This window comes from Paraburkholderia sp. SARCC-3016 (assembly GCF_031119615.1).
Taxonomy (GTDB): Bacteria; Pseudomonadota; Gammaproteobacteria; order Burkholderiales; family Burkholderiaceae; genus Paraburkholderia.
Genome location: NZ_JAVHZD010000004.1, coordinates 30,971 through 57,413 on the forward strand (window position 1 = coordinate 30,971; position 26,443 = coordinate 57,413).

Sequence of the window (26,443 nt, forward strand, 5' to 3'; positions counted from 1 at the left end):
TATTATGGCGTAGCCAAAAAAAAGAATTTTCCATCCGATTTTTCTCTACCTATTGTGACATCCAATGCGCTTTTGCAGAGCAATTTGCGCGTGCAGGAGCCATAGCCTTTTGTGTTCGGGCGTTCGTTCCTGCCACGGTGCAGGCAACCGGGGAGAAAAAATTGATCAGGACCAGACTGGCCGCTGCGGCATTCGCGGCTTGTGCGTCGCTTAACGCGCTCACGGCATCGGCGCAGCCCACGCTCTACGTCGGCTCATACGGCGGTTCGACGCAGACTGCGTTCGAAAAGAGCATCATCCCGGCGTTTGAAAAGGCCCATGACGTCAAGATTGTCTACGTGCCGGGCAATTCGACCGACACGCTCGCAAAACTCCAGGCGCAGAAGGACAAGGAAGAGCTGAACGTGGTGCTGCTCGACGACGGCCCGATGTATCAGGCAGTGCAGTTCGGCTTCTGCGACAAGCTCGCCGAGGCGCCGGTCTATCACGACCTGTATCCGCTCGCGCATATGAGCGACAAGGCAGTCGCGCTGGGCGTCGTGGCCACTGGCCTTGCCTACAACACCGATGCGTTCAGGAAGGCCGGCCTGCCACCGCCGACTTCGTGGACCGCGCTGACCGACAGGCGCTTTATCCAGAAGATCGCGATACCGCCGATTTCGAACACTTATGGCTTGCAGACGCTGCTGATGTTCGCTCGTCTGAATGGCGGCGGCGAGACCAATATCGCGCCTGGCTTTAACGCACTGATCAAGCAGGTCGCGCCTAACGTGCTCGCGTGGGAGCCGTCGCCGGGCAAGATGACCGAACTCTTTCAGGACGGCGACATAACGCTCGCGGTATGGGGCAGCGGCCGTGTACTGACGCTCGCGCAAACCGGCTTCCCGATCCGCTTCGTGTATCCGAAGGAGGGCGCGATGGCACTGCTGACCGCGGTGTGTCCGGTCGTGCAGAACAAGCAGGCGGAGCTCTCGCAGCAGTTCGTGCAGTACCTGCTGTCGACGCAGGTTCAAACCCTCCTCGCGCAAACCCAGGCTTGGGGGCCGGTCAACAGCAAGACCCAGCTTGCGCCCGCGGTTGCGGCGACCGTGCCTTACGGCAAAGACCAGATTGCGAATCTGAAGACCACCGACTGGGCCATTGTCAACGAGAAGCGCGCCGACTGGACCAACCAGTGGAACCGGCAGGTCGAGCGCTAAACGGCCGCGCGCTGATCTGACTGAGTTCTCTTCCAAACCGACGGCGCAACGGGCGATCCTCGTTGCGTGCCACCATGACATTCCTGCAACTCGACAGTCTGTCAAAGCGCTTTGGCGATCTCAACGCCGTTCAGGGCCTCTCGCTCGACGTGGCGCGCGGCGAGTTCGTCTCGTTGCTCGGCCCGTCCGGCTGCGGCAAGACGACGACGCTGCAGATGATCGCCGGCTTCGTCACGCCAAGTGCCGGCCGCATCCTGCTCGATGGCCGCGACATCTCGCGACTCGCGCCCGAGAAGCGCGGGATGGGCGTCGTGTTCCAGAGCTACGCGCTGTTTCCGCACATGAGCGTCGCGGAGAACGTCGGCTTCGGACTCGACATGCGCAAGGTGCCGCGTGCCGAGCGTGCGAAGCGGATTCGGCAGACGCTGTCGCTGGTGCGGCTGGAGGGTCTCGACAAGCGTTACCCGCGCGAACTGTCGGGCGGCCAGCGCCAGCGCGTCGCAATTGCACGAGCGCTGGTGATCGAGCCGGAAGTGTTGCTGCTCGACGAGCCGATGTCCAACCTCGATGCCAAGCTGCGCGAGGAGATGCATATCGAGCTGCGCGCGATCCAGCGTCAACTCGGCATCACGACGATTCTCGTCACGCATGACCAGGTTGAAGCGATGACGATGAGCGACCGGATTGCCGTGATGCACGGCGGACGCATCGTGCAGATCGCCGCGCCGCTCGATGCTTACGAGCGTCCCGAATCGCCGTTCGCCTCGACGTTTCTCGGCCGCACCAATGCGCTCGCGGGCACCGTGCTCGAACGCAAGCCGCGGTGCTGCGTCGTGCAGGTCGGCGCGCGCACGGTGCATGTGCCGCACGATGGCCGCGAGATCGGCGACGCGGTGAACGTTTACGTGCGCCCTGAAAAATTGCGGCTGACGGCGGGCGGGGACGGCGCACTGCCGGGCCTTATCCGCACGCGCCTGTTTCTTGGCAGCCACTGGATGCTCGAGGTCGAAAGCGTGCTCGGCACGTTCCGTGTCAGCCAGCCCAATATCGGCACGCCGCCGCCGACTGAAGGCGAGGCCGTCAACGTTGCGTGGTCGGACGACGATCTGCGCATTCTCAACGCGGAGGCATCCCATGGCTGACCTCGCGCTCGCCCCGGAACGGCACGCGCAGCGCGCCCCCTGGCTACTCGCCGGACCCGCATTGCTGCTGTTCGTCGGCCTGCTGGTGGTGCCGATGTTCCTGATCGCGGTACTGTCGTTCCATGCGTTCGACGGCACTCGCGGCGTTCTGCCCGGCTACACGGTGTCCAACTATATCGAAGTGCTGAGCGATCCCTACTATCACGAAATATTCCTGCGCACAGCGGGGTTGTCGCTTGCTGTCACGGCGCTGTCGATCGTGCTCGGCGTGCCCGAAACATTGATTCTCGCGCGCATGAGAAGCCCGTGGCGCAGCCTGTTTCTGCTGATCATCCTCGGGCCGCTGCTGATCCCGGTCGTGGTGCGCACGCTCGGCTGGGCGATTCTGATGGGCCGCGTCGGCCTTATCAACGAGGCATTGCTCGCGCTGCATCTGACCGATTCGCCGGTCCGGCTGCTGTTTTCGATGACGGGCGTCACGATCGCGCTCGTGCATGTGCTGGTGCCGTTCATGGTGATTCCGGTGTGGGCGTCGATCCAGAAGCTCGACCCGCAGGTCGAGAACGCCGGCCTGTCGCTCGGTGGTCCGCGCTTCACGGTGTTCCGGCGCGTCGTGCTGCCGCAACTGCTGCCGGGCGTATTGTCGGGCAGCATCATCGTGTTCGCGCTGTCCGCGTCGGCGTTCGCCACGCCGGCGATTCTGGGCGGCCGCCGGCTCAAGGTCGTCGCGACTGCCGCTTACGACGAATTCCTGAGTACGCTCAACTGGCCGCTCGGCGCGGCGATCGCGGTCCTGCTGCTGATCGCGAACGTCGCGATCATCCTCGGATGCAACCGGCTCATCGAACGGCGCTTCCGGGCGATCTTCGAGTCCTGACCGGAGCGTTCACGATGCGCAAGAATGGTGTATTCCCGCTTCTCTATCACACGCTTTTCATCGCGTTCATGGTCGCGCCGCTGGTCGTGGTGGTCGCGGTGTCGTTCACCGGCAAGGGCTATATCTCGATGCCGACCGACGGGCTGTCGCTGCGCTGGTTCCGTGCGCTCGGGCAGGCCGACGATTTCATCTCCGCGTTCTGGCTGTCGATCCGTCTCGGCGTCGTCGCGGCGACCGTCGCGGTCGCGCTCGCGGTGCCGGCCGCACTCGCGCTGACGCGCTACCGGTTCGCCGGGCGCGGCGCGTTGACGAGTTTCTTTCTGTCGCCGCTGATGATCCCGTACGTGGTGTTGGGCGTGGCGTTTCTGCGCTTTTTCACGCTCGCAGGGCTGACCGGCTCATTCTTCTGGCTCGCACTGACTCACGTGATTGTCGTGATGCCGTATGCGCTGCGTCTCGTGCTGGCATCCGCCACCGGTCTCGAACGCGACGGCGAGCGTGCGGCGCGCTCGCTCGGTGCGGGACGGCTCACGGCGTTTCGCCGCGTCGTATTGCCGCTGATGCTACCGGGCGTCGCGGGCGGCTGGATCCTCGCCTTCATTCAAAGCTTCGATGAGCTGACGATGACCGTGTTCGTCGCGACGCCCGGCACCACGACGCTGCCGGTTGCGATGTACAACGACATCGCGCAGAACATCGATCCGCTCGTGACGTCCATTTCGGCCGTACTGATCGTCGGTACGGTGCTGCTGATGATCGTGCTCGACCGCATTGCCGGACTCGACCGTGTCCTCATCGGCAAAGGTTGATGACAGGGATACCTTCAATGAAAGCAACTGAGGTGATCGTGGTCGGCGGCGGTCTCGTCGGCATGGCGGTCGCATACGGTCTCGCGCGGCACGGCGCAAAGGTCACCGTGCTCGATGAAGGCGACGACGCCTTGCGCGCGTCGCGCGGCAACTTCGGGCTGGTGTGGGTGCAGGGCAAGGGCTACGGGCTGCCGGCCTATGCGCGCTGGAGCATGGAATCGGCGCGGCTGTGGCCGCAACTGGCGGCCGCGCTGCTCGACGAGTCGGGCGTGGACGTGCAACTGAAGCAGCCTGGCGGCTTCCACTTCGTCCATTCGGAAGCGCAAGCGCGCGAACGCGAGGCGCGGCTTGGCTGGTTGCGCGACGCGCTTGGCGGTGCGTATCCGTTCGAGATGCTCGACCATGCAGCGGTCCGCGCGCATCTACCGGCGGTCGGTCCCGAGGTGTTCGGCGCGAGCTATACGCCGATGGACGGCCATGCGAATCCGCTCAAGTTGCTGCGTGCGCTCTATGCAGCGTGCGAGAGGCGCGGCGTCGAATGGGTGCGCAACCAGCGGGTCCAGCGGATCGACCCTGCGCAAGGCGTATTCACGGTGCACGGCATCGGACGCAGCTGGCAGGCGGAGAAGGTCGTGCTGGCCGCGGGCCTCGGCAATGCCGTGCTGGCGCCGCGGGTCGGCCTGCATGCGCCGGTGCGCCCGAACCGCGGGCAGGTGCTGATCGGCGAGCGCACGACGCGCTTTCTCGACTATCCGACCACCTACGTGCGTCAGACCGACGAAGGCACGATCCAGCTCGGCGATTCGATGGAGGATGTCGGCTACGACGACACCACGACCATCGACGTGCTCGGCACCATCGCCCGGCGCGGCGTGCGCAGCTTCCCGGTTCTCGCGGGGCTCAAGCTGGTGCGCGCATGGAGCGCGCTGCGGGTGATGAGCCCCGATGGTTTTCCGATCTACGAGCAATCCCGTTCATCGCCGGGCGCCTTCGTCGTCACCTGTCACAGTGGCGTGACGCTCGCGGCGGCGCACGCGCTGCGCATCGCGCCGTGGATTGCCGGCGCGGGCGCGCCGCAGGACCTGGACGTATTCGCGGGCGACCGCTTTCTGAATCCGCAACGGACTTTCGATCATGCCCACTAGCAGTCTATTCAGTGTGCCGGCACGGGCCGGCGACGGTGCGCCGCGCATCACCGTCGAACTCGACGGCGTAGCGCTTCAGGTGCCGCCCGGATGTAGCGTCGCGGCGGCGCTGCTGGTCTCTGGCGTCACGCGATTTCGCAGCACGCCGGTCAGCGGCAGCGCACGCGCGCCGTACTGCATGATGGGCGTCTGCTTCGAATGCCTGATGGAGATCGATGGCGAGCCGAACCGGCAGACCTGTCTGGTGGAAGTGCGCGACGGCATGAAGATCCGGAGTCAGGAGGGCGCCCGTGACCTCATGGCCGGCGCGATGGAGGACCATCATGAACAGTGAACAGGTCGATCTCGCAATCGTCGGCGGCGGACCGGCGGGCATGGCCGCGGCCACGCTCGCTGCGAGTCTGGGCGTATCGGTGGTGCTGCTCGACGAACAGACCGCGCCCGGCGGCCAGATTTATCGCAATGTCGCCGCCGCGCCACCGGGACGGCTCGACGTGCTCGGTCCCGACTACGCCGCGGGCCGCGCCCTGGTCGACGCGTTCCAGCGATCCACCGCACGCCACATCGGCGCAGCGGCCGTGTGGCACGTCAGCGCCGAACGAATGGTCCATTATCTTCAGGATGGCCAGGTTAAATCGCTGCAGGCGCGGCAGGTGATCCTGTGTACCGGCGCGCTCGAACGGCCGTTCCCGATTCCGGGCTGGACCCTGCCGGGCGTGCTGAGCGCGGGCGCGGCGCAGATCCTGCTCAAGACCGCGGACGCGAGGCCGTCGGAGCCGGTGGTGCTGGCGGGCTGCGGGCCGCTGCTTTATCTGCTCGGCTGGCAATACATGCGCGCGGGGGTTCCGGTGCGCGCGATCGTCGATACCACCGATGCCGCCGACCGGCGTCGCGCGCTCGCGCATGTCGGCGGCGCGATCGCCGGCTGGCGCTATCTGGAGAAAGGGCTGACGATGATGCGCGCCTTGCGGCGCGCCGGCGTGCCGTTCTATCGAGGCGCGAGCGGACTCGAGGTCGAAGGCGACGATGCCGCGCATGCGTTGCGCTTTGTCAGCGCGGGCCGCGCGCAGCGGATCGAAAGCCGTGTGGTGTTGCTGCATCAGGGCATCGTGCCCAATACGCAGTTCACGTGGTCGCTTCGCGCGGCGCATCGTTGGGACGATGCGCAGCTGTGCTTCGTGCCGATCACGGACGACTGGGGCGCGCTCGATCTGCCCGGCCTTTATGTGGCCGGCGACGGTCGCGGCATTGGCGGTGCGCTCGCGGCCGCGCTGCAGGGACAACTTTCGGCGCTCGGCGCGGCATGCGCTCTCGGTCGGCTCCCGGTCGCCGAACGCGATCGCCGGGCCTTGCCGCTGCGCGCGGAACTGGCTGCGCACTTGCGGGTGCGGCCGTTCCTCGATGCGTTATACCGGCCAAAAGCGCAGAACCGTGTTCCCGCCGATGACGTGCTCGTCTGCCGGTGCGAAGAAGTCACCGCCGGCACGCTGCGCGAACATGTGAAGCTCGGCTGCACCGGCCCGAACCAGGCGAAATCGTTTGGGCGCTGTGGCATGGGGCCGTGTCAGGGCCGGCTATGCGGCCTCACGGTGACCGAAGTCATTGCCGATGCGAGGCAGGTCTCGCCGGAAGAGGTCGGTTACTACCGCATCAGACCGCCGATCAAGCCGATCACGCTCGGCGAGCTGGCGCGGGAAGCGTGATGGCTGCCTCCTCGATATACGCGTCGGGTACCACAGGGTCGGACGTGATTGTCATCGGCGGCGGCTTTCATGGTTTGTCGAGCGCGTTGCATCTCGCTCGTGCCGGCGCCCGGGTGACGGTGCTCGAAGCCGAATACTGCGGGCGGCATGCATCGGGCGTCAATGCGGGTGGCGTGCGCACGCTGGGACGCCATGTCGCCGAGGTTCCGCTCGCGCTCGCGTCACGCGAACTGTGGCACCGGCTGCCGGAACTGGTCGGCGATACCGCCGGCTTCGTGCCGAGCGGACAGATCAAGTTAGCGGAAACCGACGCCGAGCTGGAACTGCTGCGCGCGCGCGTCGCTGACCTCAACCAGCGTGGTTATCGGCATGAAGTCCTGATCGACGCGGCCACCGTGCGCACGCTGCTGCCCGCTGTCGCGCCGCATGTGACGGGCGGCATCTGGGCTGCCGACGATGGTCATGCGTTGCCGTTTCGCGCGGTCACGGCTTTCCGCCGCGCGGCGCAGCGGATCGGCGTCACGGTTCACGAAGGTATGCGCGCGGACGCGCTGCGGCGCGTCGGCGAGCGTTGGGAAGTCACGGCGGCAGGGCGATGCTTCAGCGCCGAATACGTGGTCAACGCGGCGGGCGCATGGGCGAGCGGTATCGCAAAGCAGGTCGGCGAGCCGGTTCCGGAGGAGCCGGTTGCGTTGCTGCTGACCATCACGCATCGCGTGCCCGCATTCTGTACGCCCGTCGTCGGCGCCACTGGGCGTCCACTGTCGTTCAAGCAGTTCGACAATGGGACGGTGCTGATCGGCGGTGGCGTTCGCGGCTCGGTCGACATGGCTGCTCGCAACGGCGAGGTCGACTTCGCGCAACTGGCGTCGAACGCGCGTACCGCAATCAATCTGTTTCCGCATCTGCGCGGCGTCGGGATCAACCGGAGCTGGGCCGGCATCGAAGGCTTCATGCCCGACGGCATCCCCGTCATCAGTCCGAGCCGGACGGCGCCGAAGCTCGTTCACTCATTCGGCTTCTCGGCGCATGGTTTCGAACTCGCTCCCGCTGTTGGCCACATCGTCGCGGAGCTTGTGACGAGCGGCTGTAGCGCGCTGCCAGTCGAACCGTTTCGCATCGACCGCTTTCATTGAACCGGCCAGGGCGATCGAACCGATTTTGGCGCGCGTTTGAGACCCTAGGGTTTATACCTATTTCAGCAACTTTCATTTGTTCTGCGGGCGCTTAATCAGGAGCCGCTTCCGGCCTAGACTGTAATCACTGAAACGCAAACGGGTGTTTGCGGAAAACCAGGCTCTGGAGGTAAGGATCATGAAACTCGTTCAATCGCTCGTCGTGGCTGCCGCTCTTGCTATTCCCGCTGTGTCGTCTTTCGCTCAATCGGATGCGGCGGCCGTACCGGTCAACCCGCAGGTATCGCATGTGAACGATGCGAACCAGGATTCCGGCGGGGTTGCGGATGGCACATCGGCGTCGGGAAGCCATCAGCATCTGCGTGCGTTCCGTAGCGATGTATCGCGCTTGGGCCACAAGATTCAAGGTTCGATTCGTCCCGACGCAAACGATGGGATGAAGCCGATTTACTTTGGTTCATAAATCGCCGCGTTGAATTCACAGGGCCGCACTGACGTTTGCTTCAGACGGTGTGCGTCCTGGTGGCAGCGCATCGAAGGCGCGCAGATCAATCTGCGCGCCGTCGCTTTTTAAAAGAGGTATGCCGCTGCGCGTGCGTTGGGCTGCGAACCTCGCGTGTTCCGGTGACGGTTTCTACGCGATGGCTTAGCCCGCGTCTCCGGAACTGGTGACCCTCTGAATGCTGCTCAGCATCTCTGCCAGATATCGCAGCAAGCCGACCGTATCGCCGAACTCCATGAAGCCGGGCTGCTCTCCGTCGGAGAACAGGAGGGTGCCGTCGAGCTTCGCATCGATGACGAGGTCGCCGTAAGCGGCATGCGGACGGTATTCGTCCGCGTTGAGCCGGAATGTATTGTTGTTGAGCGCCGCTTCGCGCAGACGCATCAGAAACTGCACCTCGGGCGCTCGTGAATCCGACATCTGATGAACTTCGAAGAAGTCTGCCACCGCGACGATCGCGTTCATACTCGGAATGCGCGTCGCAAAGGCGAGGCGCTGAGCAGCGTCGCTGAACGCCGGCCACTCGGGCAAATCTGCCGGCGGCGTGCGTTTGGTCGGCGCGCCGTCCGCGGCGAGCGCACGGTCTTCACCGGTGGTGCGCGTGACCGCGAACAGCGGCTCGGCTGCACTGAGGTCCGGTGCCTTTTCGCCTTTATCGATCCAGTCGGCAAGCATGCTCGCGTATGCGGAGAGGCTCAGCAGCTGTGCATTGATAAAAGCGATTGCTGGATTGCATGAGTTGCGCGAATAAGTTTGGGGCATGTCGGCTCCTGCAGGTCGGTGAGCGTTGCGTGCGTCGCGCAACGCTCGTGCCCGCTCTGATTATCAGCTCGACATGCTGCTTTCTGCGAGGCTAGTGCATCGATGACCTGCGGGAGTCGATCGTCGTCGTGCGAACTGCACACTCAGCGAAATAACCGGCTACGGTGTTCACCGGTCGAACGCGATCAGGTCCTTGAAGATCAGGTGACCCCAGGTTTTCCCGCGCCCATGCACGAGCAGTCCGCCTTCAGAAAGCCCGCCGAGCTGGATCGGCGCGAAACCGAGCTGTTCCGCAAGCGCACCGATTTCCGCCGCGGCGCCGCCGTCGTCGCTCGCGAGGAAGACGACCCTCCTGCCACCGTGTACGGCCGGATCCTGGTCAAGGACGGCAGCGACCAGATGATTGAAGCCTTTCACCGCCCTCGCTCCGGTGAACGTCCTCGCGACGAAAGCAGAGGATGGGAGACCGCCCAATTCCTCGAGCGGGGCTTGCGTGTTCATCGCGTCGACGACGGTCTTCCCGCTCCAGTCGGGCAATGCTTTTGCGACCTCCGGGTGCGACTCGAAACGGACGGCCAAAAAGATGACGTCTGCCTTGACGGCTTCGGCTACGGTTTTGGGAATGATCGTCGGTCCGATCGCGGCCGCATCGGCTGCAAAGCTTGCCGGATCGCGCGTGGTTGCAACGGCCACTTCGATGCCTTTGCGGGCGAACGCCCTGGCAAGGGCGTGGCCGATCTTGCCGAAGCCAATGATGGCGTAACTCATAGGTTTCACCTTCGTTTCCCGTTGCGCTCAGAGCTTGTAACCGCCGCTCGCTTCGATTGTTTGGCCGGTCACCCAATGGCCTTCGTCGGAGGCCAGAAACGCGACGACGGCGGCGATTTCCGAAGGCTCGCCGAAGCGGCCCAGCGCGATTTGGGCTTCGACCGCCTTGACGAGTTCGCGATTCTGCCGAAAATCGGCGTTTGCATCGGTTCGCGTGAAGCCCGGCGCGACGGCGTTCGCGGTGATGCCACGCGGCCCCAGTTCGATTGCGAGCGTATGGGTCAGGGTGTTGATGGCCGCTTTTGCCATCGAGTAGACCGGCGCAACCGTCACGGGCTTGGTGGCGGCAGCGGAAGAAATGTTGATGATGCGTCCACCTTCGGCGAGACGATCGAGCGCGGCCTGAACGATGAAGAAGGGCGCGCGGGCGTAGACCGCCATCAAGGTGTCCCAACTTTCCGGCGTCGCTTCCTTGAAGCCAAGCCAACCGGTATTGCCCGCGTTATTGACCAGAATGTCGAGCGTTTTGCTGCCGTTGCGCCGGCTGAATTCGTCGTCGAGATTCTCGAACAAAGCCGGGACGGTGGCCGGATCGACGAGATCCGCATGGATCGCGAACGCGGTACCTCCCGCTTTCTCAATGGCCGCGACCACTTCATCCGCGCTCGATTTGCTCGCGTTGTAGGTGAGCGCGACTGTCGCACCGTCCATTGCAAGACGTTCTGCGATGGCGCGGCCGATGCCCCGCGATGCACCGGTAACAAGCGCTGTTTTGCCCTTTAGCGATGATGACATCGTTTTTTATCCTCAGAGTTGCGCGAGGCCACCGTCGACGGCGACCTCGCTGGCGGTCATGAAACTGCTGTCCGATGACGCGAGAAAGGCGGCTACCGCCCCGATCTCCGCTGGATCGGCCATACGCTGAAGCGGATTCATCGAGGCGAAGACCTTCTGGCCTTCTTCGCCTAGCGCTGCCTTCGCGAGTTCGGTCGCGGTCGGCCCGGGCGACAGCACGTTGACCCGGATGCCGGTGCCCTTCAGGTCTTCGGCCCAGGTCCGGGCGAGGTTCCGCACCGCTGCCTTGCTTGCGCTGTAGGCCGCGAATGCCGCGGCTCCCGTGGTGCCGGCGCTCGATCCGGTCAGGATGATCGAACCGCCTGGGCCCATGAGCGGCAGCGCCTTCTGCACCGTAAAGATCGTTCCTTTGACATTGGTGTCGAACGTGTCGTCGATATGCTCGGCGGTGATCTGACCGAGCGCAAGCGGGCTCCCTGTTCCAGCGTTGGCGAACACGATGTCGAGCGTTCCACGCTCGGCCTTCACCGCTTCGTAGAGCCGGTCGAGGTCGGCGAGGCTCGAGACCGAGCCGTTCACCGCGCGGGCATTCGGCCCAAGTTCGGCCACACCGGCGTCGAGCGCTTCCTGGCGGCGGCCGAAGATGAAGACAAAGGCGCCTTCCTCGATGAAGCGCCTCGCTGCGGCACGGCCGATACCGGTGCCGCCGCCGGTGATCACGGCGGTCTTTCCATTCAGTCTGTTCATTCGTGCATCCTTCGAAAAATTCGACAGACACGATTCTGCGGCTCTTGATTCATGAAGCCAATTGACGAAAGATGTATAGTTACCATCTACTTTTTAGATATCTATGCTCGACAACGTCACCATCAATCAGTTGCGGGCCTTCGTCGCCGTGTGCGATCAGGGAAGCTTTTCAGGGGCTGCACGGGAGTTGAGGCGTGCACAGTCGGCGATCAGTCACGCGATCGGCGCGCTCGAGAATGCGTTCGATGTAGCGCTGTTCGAGCGCAACACTCGCAGAGCGACGCTTACCGCCGCGGGCCGCAGTCTGTTGCCCGATGCTCGTGGGGTGATCTCGCGCACCGAGGAAATGAAGATGCGCGCGGTTTCGATCGCTGAGGCCGGGGTTCCACAGGTCTCGATTGCTGTTGATACCTATTTTTCTCGAGCGCATCTGATTGAATGCCTGCGCACGCTGCAGGCGGATTTTCCGACGGTTGCCATCAATCTGCGCATGACGACCATGCAGGGCGGAGAGCGTCTGGTTCTCGAAGGCACATGCGCGTTGGCGGTGACGATCACGGATGTGCCGGAGCTGAGCCCGGGCACCATAGAAAGAGACCACTTATGCGATGCGCAGATGGTGACCGTCTGTGCGCCATCGCATCCGCTGGCCTTAAGCGGGGGGCCGATTTCGCGCGAGGAATTTGCGCGGCACATCCAGCTTGTCGTAACCGACAATCAGCCCGATGCGGAAAAGACACAACAGGGGGTCGCGAGCGAACGCCAGTGGTGGGTGAACGACCTCGGCGCGAAGCATGATCTGCTCAGGGGCGGCTTGTGCTGGGGGCATATGCCGCGGCATATGGTCGAGGAAGATCTCGCAAAGGGAACACTGGTCAAACTCCAGCGGCGTGCATGGCACATGCGCGCCCTCACGTTCATGATCTCGCACCGGCGCGGGTACTCGTTTTCCGAATGCGAGACACGGTTGGTCGAACTCCTTGGGCGTTGTCATGCTTTGCAAAGGGGGAAGAAGAGGGAAAGGGTGGTGCAAGGTCGCTGACGGCTATCGGACGTACGGAGCGGCACATTTTCGTCTACGTCAGACGAAGATTCGCTTGCCGAACTGCAATTCAAGTTCTTCTTTGTCATGGAGACGATTACGAAGCTGCCCGTCGACAGGCTGGTAGCGGGTCATGTCGCTCGATTCGGGACGCGCGTCGAGGTGCTCACGCAGATCGCGTTTGATAACGACGTGAAAAGAAGGGGCCACCGCGGCAGAATACGATTTCGGCGAACCGTTCGCCGATGCGACGATGCGCACGGCCATCAGGGTGGAGTTGGTCGGGAAGCGGCAGATCGGCAAAGTCCCGTTGTCCGTACAGGTCAAGTCCGTCGAGGTAGTGACGGTATGGATCGGCCGCCGCACGCATGTGCACGATATGCCGCAATTTCTGCTGGATGACGGTCGGTGTCAATTTCCCAGCCGTGCGCTCGGCAGGATCGCCTGTCGCGCGAAACGACACTTTTCCTGGCATCAGCGCACTTTGATCGAATGCTCCGGGACCGGGCTGTTGGGCATACGATCGCTTGCAAGTGGAGAGTAGCGAGCTTAACAAACCGTGCGCGGTTGCCGAACCGCTCATAGCCAATAATGGTCGTTCGTTGCGGTCAACTGAACGACTCATCGCCAGATTGCGGATCTGGAACGGCGTCGCACGCGGCGCATGAAAACCTTATCGGATGGAGCGGTTCGGCCGGTCGACTGAAGCGGACCGAACGTTGTCGGAACGTTCGGGTTCAGCATGATTCGGCCAACGCCAAGGCGTCCGCGCCAGCGGCAATGCGAAGCGGACACGATGGGTCGTTCACCGCGCGCCACACCGCTTCAGCAACGTCGAGTGCGCGCGTGACCAGCGACGCCTGCCCCATTCCAGCAAAGACAGTCTGCGTGAAGGCCGCGTACTCCTCGGGCGCGTTGCCTTGCATGCGGGATCGCGCGTTTTCACCAAAGGATGTTTCCGGCGCCCGGCCTGGCAGCACCAGGTTCACCCGAACATTGAACGGTTGGAGTTCCAGCGCCAGGGACTCGGTGAATGCGTTGACCGCCGCCTTGCTCGCTGTGTAGACGGACAGCAGAGGCAGCGACTTCAACGTCACACTCGACGTGACGTTCACGATGACACCTGCTTGGCGTTCGCGGAACTGAGGCAGCACCGCCTGCGTCATCGCGATCGTCCCGAACGTATTGGTCTCGAACAGCTCGCGGGCGACTTGCATCGAAGTGCCTTCCAGCGCGGCCAGCATGCCGATCCCTGCGTTGTTGACCAAAGCGTCGATCGGACCTGCCGCCTGCACGGCCTCGCGGATGCTGTCCGGATGGGTGACGTCGAGGGCGAGCACACGCAGACGTTTGGAGCGCGGCATCGAATCCTCGCGCGGCGTTCGCATCGTGGCGACGACCTTCCAGTTGCGGTCGAGGAAATAGCGCGCGGTTTCGAGGCCAAAGCCGGACGAGCATCCGGTGATCAGAACGGTTTTCATCGGGACATGCCGTGGGTTGATTGCGGAATCGAGACGATAAGACGCCGCAACCGGACTTGCTACAATCGAAAGTCCACATTTTCTTTGCAAGAGTCCAAACATGATTGACCCCTTGGCGGAGGTGGTCACGTTGCTTCAGCCTCGCGCGCGATTCGCGAAAGTGGTCAATGGCGCGGGTTCATGGGGCGTTCGCCGTTCGGAGGTCGGGCAACCGTTTTACTGCGTGATCCTTGAAGGTTCCTGCCGCCTTGCAGTCGATGGACCGAAGCCGATCGCCTTGAACGAAGGCGACTTTGTGCTGATTCCCGCGGCGCATGACTTCACGATGTCGAGCATCGAGCCAACGACATCGACGGCCTTCGATATCGCGCCCGTTGCGGTATCCGCTGCCGAGTTCAGAGTCGGCGCTCAAAGCGGTCCACCTGACGTTCGACTGCTCGTGGGGCACTTCACCTTCGGCTCGCCTGACGCGGCTTTGCTCGTTTCGCTTCTCCCGCAACTCGTGCACGTTCGCGCGCAGAAGAGACTGGCCACGCTTGTGCAATTAGTGGGCGACGAATCTCGCGCGCAACGGCCCGCGCGAGAGGTCGTGCTAGCACGGCTGCTCGAGGTTCTGATGATCGAGGCGTTGCGGTTCACTGCGGGCACGGCGGCGTCGCCGGGCCTGTTGCGCGGGCTTGCCGACGAGCGCCTTGCGCTTGCAATCCGACTGGTTCACGAAAGTCCGGGCCGGCGCTGGACGGTTGCGCAACTGGCGAAGGAAGCAGCGCTATCGCGTTCGGCATTCTTCGAACGGTTCACCCAAGCAGTGGGCGTCCCGCCGATTGAGTACCTGCTCGCCTGGCGTATGGCAATCGCGAGGAACATGCTGCGGCACGATAAGCGGAGTATTGCGGAAGTCGCGCAACGCGTTGGATACAGTTCTGCCAGCACTTTTAGCGTTGCATTTACGCGCCACGTCGGACTGTCGCCGACACGGTATGCACAGGAGCAAATGCGAGCTTCGTCCGCGTAGTCCGCGTCACGCGAACTGGCTGCGCTGAAATGCGGTATGCCAAATGGCGGCGAACGACTGCAGTTGGACCCGAAAAGGATCTTCGCTGACGCCGGGCTCGATCACCCGATTCGGATCGCCAGGCGATGGTCGTCTCGCGGCGACTCATCGAGATAGGCGGCCGGTAGACAGGCAGTTGATTTACAGGCTTCCGAATTCTGTCGCGATAAGGCACGCTTGGCGGCGGCACGACGCTGACGCTAGCCGCGCAGCGCGACGATTTCGGTGGCCGGCCCCGGCACTCGCACTGGGTGCAGGAAACGGGCATGTTCAGCAGTGACAAGCGGCACGATACGTGGGCGTGCGGGTCGCCGGAAGAATGCACGCAACTGTATGGCAGCGCGTACACGAACACCGGCGGCGCGATCGATCCGCCGACGCCGGTCGGCAATATCGCAGCAACGATCCAGGCGCCGAATCTGTCGATCACGTCGAACGGGCAGATCCAGAACGTCGGCAACGTGATCGGCACATCGGTTTCGTTGACGGGTCAGCAACTGATCAACGGTATCACGACGGCTAATACGTATACGCCGCGCGTCAATGCGCCGTCGCAGGTTATTTCGTTGAGCCCGGTGAATTTGCCGGGGCTCAATCTTTCGACGCCGCGCCGTGTCGGTGATCCGTTGCCGACCGCGGTGGCCGGTCAGGCGGCCTTCGTCGAAGGCTCGCTCGCGCCTTCGGCGATTGGCGACCTTGGTCCGCAGGATTTGCTGAACAACCTGCCGTTGAACCTGCAGCCGGGCTCGACGCTGTTCTACTACAACCCGCAGGAAGAGGACGTGTTGCGGCAGCAGGCCGCGCTGCAGCAGACGGGCAAGGCCAGCTTTATCGATGGGCTGAGCTACGACAGTACGAGCGGCGCGACGGTGACCGAGCAGGAGAAGGCGTACCTGTATCAGAACGCGATCGACTACGCGAAGGCGAACAACCTGCAGCTTGGCGATGCATTGACGCAGGCACAGGTGAGTGAACTCGACAAGCCGATGCTGTGGTACGTCGAGCAGACCGTGCCCGATCCGGATTGCAAGGCGACCGGTAACGCCACCTGTCCGACGATCACCGCGCTGATGCCGCAGGTGTATCTGCCGAGCGATACGAGTGCGATGTCGGCGGGTGGGAATATTTCTGGCGCCGATGTCACGCTTAATTTCAATCAGGATGGCAACGGCAGCATTCTGAATACCGGCAGCATCACGGCATCGGACACGCTGACGGTCAATACGCAGACGCTGACCAATCAGGCCAATCAGGTCGACGTTGGGCAGATATGGAGCAAGGTGTCGGGCGGGTATGTCGACACGACAGGCACCACGGTTCAGCCGGGCGGGTTTATGAGCGCGGCGAACATGGACCTGAATGTCGAGACGCTCAATCAGATCGGTGGGGCGTTGCAGGCGTTGAACGCGGACGGCAGCGTGAACACCGATCGCACGCAGGCTTTACTTGAACAGATTCAGGCGCAGCTCGGCACAAATTTCACGCAGACGTCGGAGAGCGACAACCTGCATACGGATTTCGTGAAAGAGGGTGGTGGGTTCGGCATTGGGCAACTGATCGGCATGATTGCGGCAGTGGTTCTGTCGGTGTACATGGGGCCCGAGATGTTCGCGCTCTATAACCGGCTGATTGATCCGATTGCGCTCGCGGCAATCGGTCCGACGCTGGCCGTGCTAGGGAGTGCCGCGGCGACCGGGCTTGCGGCGGCGACAACCGCGCTTGCAGCGGGGGCGGTCTCGCAGGTCATTTCGACGGGCAGCCTCGATCTCAAGCAGGACATCGAGGGCGCTGGCGTCGCGGGTCTTACGGCCGGATTGGCGCAGGGGCTGCTTGGGTCCACCGGGATCACGAACTGGGGCAACGGGGTCACGCAGGCGTCGTCGAACACCACGCTGGCCGATATCGGCAACACGGTGGAGAACATCGGCGGACAGGCACTGATCGGAGCGTCGGTGCAGACGGTTATTGAAGGCGGGAGTTTTGGGAGTGCACTGCTGAACTCGGCTGCGCAAAATGCGGCGGCAGTGGGAGCGAATGGCATTGGCAAGGCAGGTTCCGAGTATTCCTGGATGAGTTCGGATAGCCCCCTTTATGTGATTGCTCATGCAGGACTCGGATGTGCCGCTGGAGCTGCTGAAGGAACAGGGTGCGCTGGTGGGGCGATTGGTGGGGCTGTGTCGGCCGGGGTGAACCCGATCATCAACGGCAGTGGCAATCTTTCGCCAGCGGCGTTGGCCGGCATCGAGATGCTGGTGAGCGGGAGTGTTGCGGGCGCGCTCGGGTTCAATGTTCAGGGAGCAGCAACGGCGGCCCAGAACGAGACGCTCAACAACTTCTGTGAGCACAATTCGTGTGGCGCGGCACTGACCGCATTCCTGAACAACGTTAGCTCGGCGCTGAACGCTGGCGCGGACGTTCCCGTAATGGATGCGGCCGCGGGAACTGACGTGCTAGCAGGCATCGGGAATACCGCCCTGAACATCAGCAGTGGGTCCCTGCCAGGCAGCGACAGTTTCGTGCCGTATTTCCAGTACAACAACCCGGCGCTTGGCGCGCTGGGTGAGACATACGCAACCTTGGGGCTTGGCGCGCTCGCTTTGTCGGCGTTCGAAGGTGCACTTGCCGCAAACACGGCGGGTACGTCAGAAGGCACGGCCAACGCAGCAACCCTTCAGGGTTTGAAGGGGCAGCTCGCGAACGAAAACTTGGCCAATATCGCTGCGCAGGACCCACGATTGGCGGCTGCGGTGAACGGCAGCGGCACCAGTAATATCAACTTCCCCATTGGAACAGGTACCGCGGCGGAAGCTGATACCCTTGGGCAAACGTGGGTCGGGGACGGCGCTCGGCCTATAAATGGCGTGCCGGGCGGTTTAGTGAGCGCCGACGGAACTCGGGTGTATAGGCCACCAACGGCTAAACCAAACACCCCTGTGCAATACGCCCCTACCGGTGTGTTGGCAAATTTCCAGCAACTGGAAAATGGCGTGGTTATAAGCAACGGACACTTGAACATCTCAAAGCCATGAAAGCAATCGTTAAGAGTATCGATACCGGTAGCCATGTGGCCTTCGACAAAGATTTGCCGGAGGACCAGATGTGCTTCGGCTTCTGGGTCACCGTGCAAGTTGGGCCAGATAACGAAGAGGGGGGACATCTGTATCAGATACTGGTATGCACCCCCGATTGGATCAAGACGAAATATCTTCATGCGGGCGCCGTATGGGGGCGTCATATGTTGATCGTCTCTCATTACGACTGCGATCGCATTAAGAGTGAGATTGCTCGGTATGTTGAAGGATGTACGGGGAAGAATTTTTGGGAGTTGGCGCAGAAGGTGGCGAGGATTGGTGCTTGGGAATTCGAGGACTATCAGGGTTAGCCGGGTGCCGTCGCGAATGCCGGTGTTGGTGACTTGTTGCCACAAACAGTGCAGCCGAGAGTGACTCGACTATTCAGTTCGGGGCTAACGACAATCAGAGCACCCACACCTTCCGTCACGTTATCGGCGGCGGCTATGATGCAACCGCAGTTCAAAGCGCGGTGACAGGTGACCTCAACAATATCGGGGCGTCGTTGCCTCAGGGGCAGTGCACAGGCACCGTTGTTGTGAACGGGACGACCTTCAACTACAGTGCCTACAAGCTTCCCAACGGCACGATTAACGAATACCTGAACACTGCTTTATTTGCGAAGAAACTGCGGATATTCAAAATCGGCTGAGAGCATGCTTGTACGGTTAGCCAATGGGCCTGGGCGCATGCTGATCTCCCGAGTTAGAAGCCCGCTTTCCCCGCCAGCCGATAATCTGCTCGAGCTCCGCGCATGACATGCGCCGAGAGTAACCAAGGTCCAAATCCACACCCCACCCCGGGCATGCCGCTTGCTCCCACCCGCAAGTCACAACAGAACATCGATCACACCAGGCGTCTGATCTCGCGTCTGTCACCCATGTCGCCAATGACTGATCCGATCGATCCTGCCCGCCACGCAGCGCGCGACACCGCCGCCACCGCCACCGACACCACAGACGGCGACCAGCCCGACGCTTCCACGACGCCGCCGACGCGCCACCGCGCGCCGCGCCCGCGTCGGATACCGAAAGCGCGCGTCGAACCGCCGCACGACACGTTCACATCAACCGTCTACTCGCCCGATCCCGAACACGCTGCACTGCCGTTCAACACCCGCAAGCAGCAATGGTTCGACGCCCGCGGCTGGCAGCCATTCGACTTCCAGCGCGAGGTCTGGCGCGCGATTGCGGCCGGCTCGAGCGGCCTGCTGCACGCCACGACCGGCGCCGGCAAGACCTGGGCCGTATGGTTCGGCGCAATGGCGGCGTTCGGAGATCACCCGCCGCGCGCGCTCGCGGATCCGCTCACGGTCCTATGGGTGACGCCCATGCGCGCACTCGCCGCCGATACCGCCCGGGCGCTGCAAAGCTCCGCGCAAGAACTCGCCGTGCCTTGGACCGTTGGCCTGCGCACCGGCGACACCGGCTCGGCGGAACGCGCGCGCCAGAACCGGCGAATGCCGAGCGCACTCGTCACGACGCCGGAAAGCCTCGCGCTGATGCTCACGCGCAGCGACGCACGCGACGAGCTCAAGCACGTGCGCCTGGTGGTTGTCGACGAATGGCACGAACTGCTTGGCAACAAACGCGGCACGCAGATGCAGCTCGCGATTGCGCGCCTCGCGCGCTGGCGCACCGATCTGCAAGTGTGGGGACTGTCGGCGACGCTCGGCAATCTCGAGTTCGCCGCCGATGTGCTGCTCGCGCCGGTTCGCACGCCGCGCTCGACCGTCAGCGGCATGCAACCGAAGACGCTGATCATCGACACGCTGATCCCCGCGACGATCGAACGCTTTCCGTGGGGTGGCCACCTGGGCACGCGGCAGGTGGGGCCGGTCGCCGCGGGCATCGACGAAGCACGCACGTCGCTCGTCTTCACCAACACCCGCTCGCAGGCCGAGATCTGGTATCAGGCGTTGCTCGAAGCGCGGCCCGACTGGGCCGGACTGATCGCGCTTCATCACGGCTCGCTCGCGCAAGAAGTGCGCGAATGGGTCGAAGACGGACTGAAGAACGGCAAACTCAAAGCGGTTGTGTGCACTTCGAGCCTCGATCTCGGCGTCGACTTTCTGCCGGTCGAGCGCGTGTTTCAGATCGGCTCGCCGAAGGGCGTCGCACGGCTCATGCAGCGCGCGGGACGCTCGGGCCACGCGCCCGGCCGCGCGTCGCGCATCACGATCGTGCCGACCCATGCACTCGAGCTGGTGGAAGCCGCCGCCGCGCGGCGCGCGGTCGAGGCGCGGCGGATCGAAGGCCGCGACACGCCGCACAAGCCATTCGACGTGCTGGTCCAGCATCTGGTCACCGTCGCGATCGGCGGCGGCTTCACCGCGCCCGATCTGCTCGACGAAATCCGTACGACCTTCGCATACCGCGACCTCAGCGCCTCCGAATTCGACTGGGCGCTGACCTTCGTCGAACGCGGCGGCGCATCGCTGCACGCGTATCCGGACTATCACCGCGTGGCGCGCCACGATGACGGCATGTATCGCGTGCCGCGCGAAGATCTGATCAGGCGCCATCGCAACAATATCGGCACGATCGTCTCGAACGCGACGCTGCAAGTCGCCTGGCTCAGCGGCGGACGCATCGGCTCGATGGAAGAATCGTTCATCTCGCGGCTCAAGCCCGGCGACAACTTCACATTCGGCGGCCGGGCGCTGGAACTCGTGCGCGTGCGCGACATGACAGCGTATGTGCGGCGCGCAAGTTCGTCGCGAGGGGCGATGCCGCAGTGGGCAGGCAGCAAAATGCCCCTGTCGTCGGAGTTGGCGGACGCGACACTGGCGATGCTTGCGGAAGCCCAAGGCGGCGTCTACATCGAGCCGGAGATGATCGCGGTTCGGCCCTTGCTGCAACTACAGGCGAACTGGTCGGCGCTGCCGGAAGCCGGCGTACTCGTCGTCGAAGCGCTGCAAACCCGCGAAGGCCATCACTTCTTTTGCTATCCATTCGCCGGACGCATTGCACATATCGGCCTCGCGTCGCTGCTCGGCTGGCGCGCGTCGCGACATCAGCCGGGCACATTCTCGATCTCCGCCAACGACTACGGCTTCGAACTGCTGTCGTCGCAACCGTTCGACTGGGCGAGCCTGATTGCGGGCGGCCTGTTTTCCGCCACGCACCTCACCGACGACATCATGGAAAGCCTCAACGCATCGGAACTGGCGATGCGTCGCTTCCGCGAAATCGCCCGTGTTTCCGGGCTCATTTACCAAAGCCATCCGGGGCAGCACAAAAGCGCACGGCAATTGCAAGCCTCGAGCGGTCTCTTCTACGAGGTGTTTCGCAAGCACGACAGCAACAACCTGCTGCTCGCGCAAGCCGATTCGGAGGTCAGGTTGCAGGAACTCGAACTACGCCGCATCGAGCGCGCGCTTGTTGCGATGAATGCGTGCCGGCTCGCTTTGACGCATCCGAAGAAGCCAACACCGTTCGCATTCCCGCTGATCGTCGCGCGCATCCGCGAAAAACTCAGCACCGAAAAACTCGCCGACCGCATCGAACGCATGCTGGCCGAGCTCGACAAGGCCGGACGCTGATGACTTTCCAGACCCTGACTGCCGAAGTGGGCGGCTTCGCGCTGCAACTGTGCGCACAGCGCGCGGCGTTCGACCCGCATCTGCGCAGCCTGTTCGTCGCGGATGCGCATTTCGGCAAAGACGCCGTATTCCGCGCGCATGGCGTGCCGGTGCCGGCCGGCGGTACTCACGACGATCTCGCGCGGCTCGATTCGCTGATCGCGACGCACCGGCCGGTATCGATCGTGTTCCTCGGCGATCTGCTGCATGGCAGGGCATCGCTTGGCAGCGCAACGGTGGACGCGCTCGGCGAATGGCGTGCGCGGCATGCGTCTGTGCGCGTCGTGACAATCGAAGGCAATCATGACCGTAGCGCCGGAATGTTGCCGCTTTCGCTCGACATCGAGACGGTGCAGGAGCCGTGGATGCATGGGCCCTGGGCGCTGTGCCACTACCCGCAGGTGGTCGACGGCGCATACGCGCTCGCAGGCCACCAGCACCCGGTCTGCGTGATCTCGAGCAGGTCGGATTCCGTGCGCGTGCCATGCTTTCGCTTTGCGACGAGATACGGCGTGCTTCCGGCGTTCGGCGCATTCACAGGCGGATTCGTCGTCAACCAGCTTGCCGACGATGCGGCGATCTATGCAATCGCGCAGCACCGGGTCATTGCCGTTCGCGAGCGCCGATAACTCACGACGACCCGGTCCGGAATCCGGGGGCGTCCATCGAGCGAGCTGTTCGAGCACATCGGCGACGCAGCCCGTTACAGCACTTTCCCCGTCTCCAGCCACCCGTTGATCACCGCGATCGCCGTTGCCCGGTTATGCACGCCGAGTGCACGGAAAATCACGGACAGATGCACCTTCACGGTCCCTTCGGCCACGCCGAGGTCGCGCGCGATCATCTTGTTGGTCCAGCCGCGATGCACGAGCCGCATGATTTCCTGCTGGCGCGGCGACAGGTTTTCGAGCAGATGCCGCTGATGCGGCTGCAGCGCTTCGACGCGCGCAATCGGTTCGGCCTCGGCCGCGCCCGCGGCACCCCCCGCGCTCGACGTCGAACCGGACGCCGCGCCCGACGCCGCGCCTGCAGTTTCCGGCAAGGCCGCGTCGCGCGCGCCGAGCAGGCTGAGCGCCTCCATCGGCACATACGCACCGCCCGACAGCACGAGCTCGATCGCCTTCAGCATGACGCTCGACGGTTGCCGCTTCGGCACGAAGCCGAGCGCGCCGGCGGCCAGCACCGCGCGCATCTCGTCGGGCGACTCCTCGGCGGACAGCACGACGACCGGCAGCGCCGGATTCGCCTTCAGCAGGCTCTCGAGCGATGCGGCGCCGCTCATGCCGGGCATATGCAGATCGACGATCGCAAGGTCGTGGTTCGCATCGGGCCGCGCCAGCGCGGCAAGCGTTTCCCAACTCTCGGCTTCGTCGAACTGTGCGGCTGGATCGAGTCCGCGCAACAGTCCTTTGACACCCTGGCGGATCAGTTCATGGTCGTCGGCCACAAGAAACTTCATGATGTCTCCGCGAATTGGCCCTGCTGGTTCGTCCTGCCACCGCCGGACCGTCCATGCCGCCCACGCCGCACCGAAAATTTCCGCATTGCGGCATACGCGCCCCTGACGGCCAGCCGGCGCGGCTCGAAGTCCGCGTCCGGCGTCCCGCTCTGGTTGCCGGTTGCTTATTGTTGGCGTCCTCGCCGGCGAAAGCAATCGTGCCGTCGCCGGAGGCTGGTCCCTCGCGCCACCGCGATTGGCTTGCGGGCTGCGCGGCCCGGTACCGGGCGTCGCGGCAGCGGCGGCGCAATGCGATGTCGAGTGGCGCGACGCGCAGGCGCCGCGGCCTGCTACGTAGACGAGTACGCCGAAACGTTTTTGAAGGGATGTCCGCGTGGAGAAGTGATAGCCAAAAGGCTTATCCGCACGCGCGTAGCAACGGGGACGGGCGACGCACGACTGACAAGACCGAAGTGTTCACCGCATGTCCGATGCATGCGGACGAGCCCATCCGGCCTAGCGGCTGACGGCAAACAGCGTCGCGTTCATCAGCACCCTGAACGCAAACCCGACCGTCATCGCGCTGCCAACACCGACACACCACAGCGCGACGAACCACAGCCAGCCGGGCAGGCGGCGCGCGCTCGCTTCAGTGATAGTGGACTTCGCCATGACGCACCTTTCCGCGGAACACCCAGTAACCGAGCATCGTGTACGCGATGATGATGGGCAGGATCACCGCGGCGCCCGCGAGCGTGAACATCTGGCTCGAGCGTGGCGCGGCCGCTTGCCAGAGCGTGACGCTCGACGGAATCGCATAGGGCCAGAGGCTCACGAGCAGGCCGATATAGCCGAGCAGCACCAGCGCGAGCGCCAGCATGAACGGCGTGTTGTGATGCCGCTCGCGCACCGCGCGATACATGAAGAACGCGCACAGCGCGACGAGGAACGGCACCGGCAAAAGCCGTGTGAACAGACCCGAATCGAACCAGCGCTGTGCGATGTTCGGATCCTGCAGCGGGGTCCACAGGCTGACGAGTGCGATAAACACGAGCAGCACGACGGTCAGCGGCCATACGACGCGATGCAGGCGCCGTTGCAGATCGCCTTCGGTCTTCGCGACGAGCCAGCAGCAGCCTAGCAGTGCATAAGTCGCGACGAGCCCGAGCCCGGTCAGCAGCGAAAACGGTGTGAGCCAGCCGAACGCGCTGCCGGCGAAGCTACCGTTTTCAACGGGGATGCCCTGCAGGAACGCGCCGAGCGCAATGCCCTGGAAGAACGCAGCGCCGGTCGACCCGCCGATAAACGCAAGGTCCCACAAATGTTTGGTGCGATTCGCCTTTGCGCGGATTTCGAACGACACGCCGCGGAAGATCAGACACCCGAGCATGAACACGAGCGGCAGATACAGCGCCGAGAGCACGGTCGCATAGACCATCGGAAACGCGGCGAATAGCCCTGCGCCGCCGAGCACGAGCCACGTTTCGTTGCCATCCCAGACCGGCGCGACGGTGTTCATCATCAGGTCGCGTTCCTTCTCGTCGGGAAAGAACGGATACACGATGCCGATGCCGAGATCGAAGCCGTCGAGCACGACGTACAGCAACACGCCAAGCGCGATGATCGCGGCCCACACTACAGTGACGTCCATCTTGTTCCTCGCAAATATCGATCAGGTTCAACGCGCGATGCAAACGCGGTATTCGAATCACGCAACCGGCAACGCATGGCGGGCAGGGCGGCCGCGCACGTCGTCGGGGACGCCGTCGGGTGTCGTGCCGGGCAGCGCCGGACCGTTGCGCATCAGTTTCAGCAGGTAGTAGACGCCCGTGCCGAACACGAGAAAATAGATGACGATAAACGCCATCAGCGAGATGCCGACTTGCTGCGCCGTGAGCGGCGAGACCGCATCGACAGTGCGCTTCATCCCGTACACGACCCACGGCTGACGGCCCACCTCGGTCGTGACCCAACCGGCCAGCAGCGAGATAAAACCGGTCGGCCCCATCGCGACCGCAAATCGCTGGAACCACTTCGCTTCATACAGCCGATCGCGTCGGCGCATCGCCCAGGCAGTCATCGCGAACGCGATCATCAGCATGCCGAGGCCCGCCATCACGCGGAAGCTCCAGAACACGACGGTCGAATTCGGGCGGTCTTGCGGCGGAAATTCCTTGAGGCCGCGAATCTGGCCATCCCAGCTGTGCGTGAGAATCACGCTACCCAGATGCGGAATCGACAGCGCATAGCGCGTGGTTTCTGCCTGCATGTCGGGAATGCCGAACAGATTCAGCGCGGTGCCATTCGTTTCGGTATCCCAGATACCTTCGATCGCCGCGATCTTCGCAGGCTGATATTCGCGCGTATTCAGACCATGCTGATCGCCGACGAATGCCTGGACGGGCGCGAGAATCAGCAGCATCCAGAGCGCCATCGAAAACATTTTTCTCACTGCGGCGTCGCGCCGGCCCTTGAGCAGATGCCATGCGCCGACGGCCGCGACCACGAGCGCGGTCACGATAAAGGCGGCAAGCGCCATATGCGCGAGGCGATACGGAAACGACGGATTGAAAATGATCTTGAACCAGTCGACCGGCACGACATGGTTGTCGACGATCTCGATGCCTTGCGGCGTTTGCATCCAGCTATTCGACGCGAGGATCCAGAACGTCGAGATCAACGTGCCGATCGCGACCATCAGCGTCGCGGCGAAGTGTGCACGCGGGCTCACGCGCTGCCAGCCGAACAGCATGATGCCGAGGAAACCCGCTTCGAGAAAGAACGCGGTCATCACTTCGTACATCAGCAGCGGGCCCGTGACGGGTCCGGCGAAAGCGGAGAAGCCCGACCAGTTCGTGCCGAACTCGTAGCTCATCACGACGCCCGACACGACACCCATGCCGAACGCGACGGCGAAGATCTTCGACCAGAACAGGCACAGGTCCTTGTAGTACGCCTTGCCGGTTCGCAGCCAGCGCCACTCGAGCACGGCGACAAAGCTCGCGAGACCGATCGAGAGCGCGGGAAAAACGATGTGAAACGAAATGGTGAAGGCGAACTGGAGACGAGCCAGATCGAAGGCGGAGAGGGCGGTGTGCATTTTTCGATACCGGGAATCCGAACCACGCACGGCGACCCATGTCGGCGTGCACCGCCTTTTTGTCTGGCAGGTGAACGCAAGCGTAAGGG

At 63.4% G+C, this 26,443-nt stretch carries 25 protein-coding genes; 15 read left to right on the forward strand and 10 right to left on the reverse strand.

What is annotated here, in order from left to right:
* The first annotated feature begins 161 nt into the window (after positions 1-161).
* From QYH69_RS05455 to QYH69_RS05495, 9 genes are all read left to right on the forward strand, one after another.
* Positions 162-1,199: an ABC transporter substrate-binding protein gene (locus tag QYH69_RS05455; protein WP_308830873.1), complete on the forward strand. Its 1,038-nt coding sequence runs from the start codon at positions 162-164 to the stop codon at positions 1,197-1,199.
* A 74-nt stretch (positions 1,200-1,273) separates the two neighbouring features.
* A complete protein-coding gene (locus QYH69_RS05460; RefSeq protein WP_308830874.1) occupies positions 1,274-2,341 on the forward strand; it encodes an ABC transporter ATP-binding protein in 1,068 nt (355 codons plus the stop codon).
* Entirely contained in the window at positions 2,334-3,218 is an 885-nt protein-coding gene (locus tag QYH69_RS05465; RefSeq protein WP_308830875.1) for an ABC transporter permease, read from the forward strand. Before QYH69_RS05460 ends, QYH69_RS05465 begins: the two co-directional genes overlap by 8 nt.
* Positions 3,219-3,232: 14 nt before the next feature.
* Positions 3,233-4,027, forward strand: coding sequence for an ABC transporter permease (locus QYH69_RS05470; RefSeq protein ID WP_308830876.1), 795 nt, complete (start codon positions 3,233-3,235; stop codon positions 4,025-4,027).
* Positions 4,028-4,044: 17 nt separating this feature from the next.
* A complete protein-coding gene (locus QYH69_RS05475; protein WP_308830877.1) occupies positions 4,045-5,172 on the forward strand; it encodes an FAD-dependent oxidoreductase in 1,128 nt (375 codons plus the stop codon).
* The gene (locus tag QYH69_RS05480; protein WP_308830878.1) at positions 5,162-5,506 is read left to right on the forward strand and encodes a (2Fe-2S)-binding protein; all 345 of its coding nucleotides are present in this window, start codon (positions 5,162-5,164) and stop codon (positions 5,504-5,506) included. The genes QYH69_RS05475 and QYH69_RS05480 overlap by 11 nt, the downstream gene beginning before the upstream one ends.
* Positions 5,496-6,875 carry an FAD/NAD(P)-binding oxidoreductase gene (locus QYH69_RS05485; RefSeq protein ID WP_308830879.1) on the forward strand — a complete coding sequence of 460 codons (1,380 nt, stop codon included), beginning with the start codon at positions 5,496-5,498 and terminating at the stop codon, positions 6,873-6,875. Before QYH69_RS05480 ends, QYH69_RS05485 begins: the two co-directional genes overlap by 11 nt.
* A complete protein-coding gene (locus QYH69_RS05490) occupies positions 6,875-8,011 on the forward strand; it encodes an FAD-dependent oxidoreductase (protein ID WP_308830880.1) in 1,137 nt (378 codons plus the stop codon). Before QYH69_RS05485 ends, QYH69_RS05490 begins: the two co-directional genes overlap by 1 nt.
* A 178-nt stretch (positions 8,012-8,189) precedes the next feature.
* A complete protein-coding gene (locus QYH69_RS05495) occupies positions 8,190-8,474 on the forward strand; it encodes a hypothetical protein (RefSeq protein ID WP_308830881.1) in 285 nt (94 codons plus the stop codon).
* Between the two features lie 183 nt (positions 8,475-8,657).
* Here the strand turns inward: QYH69_RS05495 and QYH69_RS05500 are convergent, their stop codons facing one another.
* The 4 genes from QYH69_RS05500 to QYH69_RS05515 form a co-directional block, all read right to left on the reverse strand.
* A complete protein-coding gene (locus tag QYH69_RS05500; RefSeq protein ID WP_308830882.1) occupies positions 8,658-9,275 on the reverse strand; it encodes a hypothetical protein in 618 nt (205 codons plus the stop codon).
* A gap of 168 nt (positions 9,276-9,443) precedes the next feature.
* A complete protein-coding gene (locus tag QYH69_RS05505) occupies positions 9,444-10,043 on the reverse strand; it encodes an NAD(P)-binding domain-containing protein (RefSeq protein ID WP_308830883.1) in 600 nt (199 codons plus the stop codon).
* Between the two features lie 27 nt (positions 10,044-10,070).
* Positions 10,071-10,838: an SDR family oxidoreductase gene (locus QYH69_RS05510; protein ID WP_308830884.1), complete on the reverse strand. Its 768-nt coding sequence runs from the start codon at positions 10,836-10,838 to the stop codon at positions 10,071-10,073.
* Between the two features lie 12 nt (positions 10,839-10,850).
* The gene (locus QYH69_RS05515) at positions 10,851-11,585 is read right to left on the reverse strand and encodes an SDR family oxidoreductase (RefSeq protein WP_308830885.1); all 735 of its coding nucleotides are present in this window, start codon (positions 11,583-11,585) and stop codon (positions 10,851-10,853) included.
* Positions 11,586-11,688: 103 nt separating this feature from the next.
* Between QYH69_RS05515 and QYH69_RS05520 the strand changes: the two genes are divergently transcribed.
* On the forward strand, positions 11,689-12,627 hold the full coding sequence (locus tag QYH69_RS05520; RefSeq protein WP_308830886.1) for a LysR family transcriptional regulator: 939 nt from the start codon (positions 11,689-11,691) through the stop codon (positions 12,625-12,627).
* Between the two features lie 39 nt (positions 12,628-12,666).
* Here the strand turns inward: QYH69_RS05520 and QYH69_RS05525 are convergent, their stop codons facing one another.
* Entirely contained in the window at positions 12,667-12,954 is a 288-nt protein-coding gene (locus tag QYH69_RS05525) for a hypothetical protein (RefSeq protein ID WP_308830887.1), read from the reverse strand.
* Positions 12,955-13,364: 410 nt separating this feature from the next.
* On the reverse strand, positions 13,365-14,108 hold the full coding sequence (locus tag QYH69_RS05530) for an SDR family oxidoreductase (protein WP_308830888.1): 744 nt from the start codon (positions 14,106-14,108) through the stop codon (positions 13,365-13,367).
* A gap of 100 nt (positions 14,109-14,208) precedes the next feature.
* On the opposite strand from QYH69_RS05530, the gene QYH69_RS05535 reads away from it, so the two are divergent.
* The 5 genes from QYH69_RS05535 to pdeM all read left to right on the forward strand — a co-directional run bounded on the left by QYH69_RS05535 (position 14,209) and on the right by pdeM (position 22,445).
* Entirely contained in the window at positions 14,209-15,123 is a 915-nt protein-coding gene (locus QYH69_RS05535) for an AraC family transcriptional regulator (protein WP_308830889.1), read from the forward strand.
* Positions 15,124-15,413: 290 nt separating this feature from the next.
* On the forward strand, positions 15,414-18,191 hold the full coding sequence (locus QYH69_RS05540) for a DUF637 domain-containing protein (protein WP_308830890.1): 2,778 nt from the start codon (positions 15,414-15,416) through the stop codon (positions 18,189-18,191).
* The gene (locus QYH69_RS05545; protein WP_075160350.1) at positions 18,188-18,544 is read left to right on the forward strand and encodes an immunity 8 family protein; all 357 of its coding nucleotides are present in this window, start codon (positions 18,188-18,190) and stop codon (positions 18,542-18,544) included. Before QYH69_RS05540 ends, QYH69_RS05545 begins: the two co-directional genes overlap by 4 nt.
* A 578-nt stretch (positions 18,545-19,122) precedes the next feature.
* Positions 19,123-21,777 carry a ligase-associated DNA damage response DEXH box helicase gene (locus tag QYH69_RS05550; RefSeq protein ID WP_308830891.1) on the forward strand — a complete coding sequence of 885 codons (2,655 nt, stop codon included), beginning with the start codon at positions 19,123-19,125 and terminating at the stop codon, positions 21,775-21,777.
* A complete protein-coding gene (gene pdeM / locus QYH69_RS05555; RefSeq protein WP_308830892.1) occupies positions 21,777-22,445 on the forward strand; it encodes a ligase-associated DNA damage response endonuclease PdeM in 669 nt (222 codons plus the stop codon). Before QYH69_RS05550 ends, pdeM begins: the two co-directional genes overlap by 1 nt.
* A 74-nt stretch (positions 22,446-22,519) precedes the next feature.
* On the opposite strand, the gene QYH69_RS05560 is transcribed toward pdeM, so the two are convergent.
* The 4 genes from QYH69_RS05560 to QYH69_RS05575 all read right to left on the reverse strand — a co-directional run bounded on the left by QYH69_RS05560 (position 22,520) and on the right by QYH69_RS05575 (position 26,354).
* Positions 22,520-23,275: a response regulator transcription factor gene (locus QYH69_RS05560; protein WP_308830893.1), complete on the reverse strand. Its 756-nt coding sequence runs from the start codon at positions 23,273-23,275 to the stop codon at positions 22,520-22,522.
* A 495-nt stretch (positions 23,276-23,770) separates the two neighbouring features.
* The gene (locus QYH69_RS05565; protein WP_308830894.1) at positions 23,771-23,926 is read right to left on the reverse strand and encodes a hypothetical protein; all 156 of its coding nucleotides are present in this window, start codon (positions 23,924-23,926) and stop codon (positions 23,771-23,773) included.
* On the reverse strand, positions 23,904-24,905 hold the full coding sequence (gene cydB, locus QYH69_RS05570; RefSeq protein ID WP_308830895.1) for a cytochrome d ubiquinol oxidase subunit II: 1,002 nt from the start codon (positions 24,903-24,905) through the stop codon (positions 23,904-23,906). The genes QYH69_RS05565 and cydB overlap by 23 nt, the downstream gene beginning before the upstream one ends.
* 57 nt (positions 24,906-24,962) lie before the next feature.
* Complete coding sequence (locus QYH69_RS05575; RefSeq protein WP_308830896.1) at positions 24,963-26,354, reverse strand: cytochrome ubiquinol oxidase subunit I; 1,392 nt, start codon at positions 26,352-26,354, stop codon at positions 24,963-24,965.
* Positions 26,355-26,443: the final 89 nt, after the last annotated feature.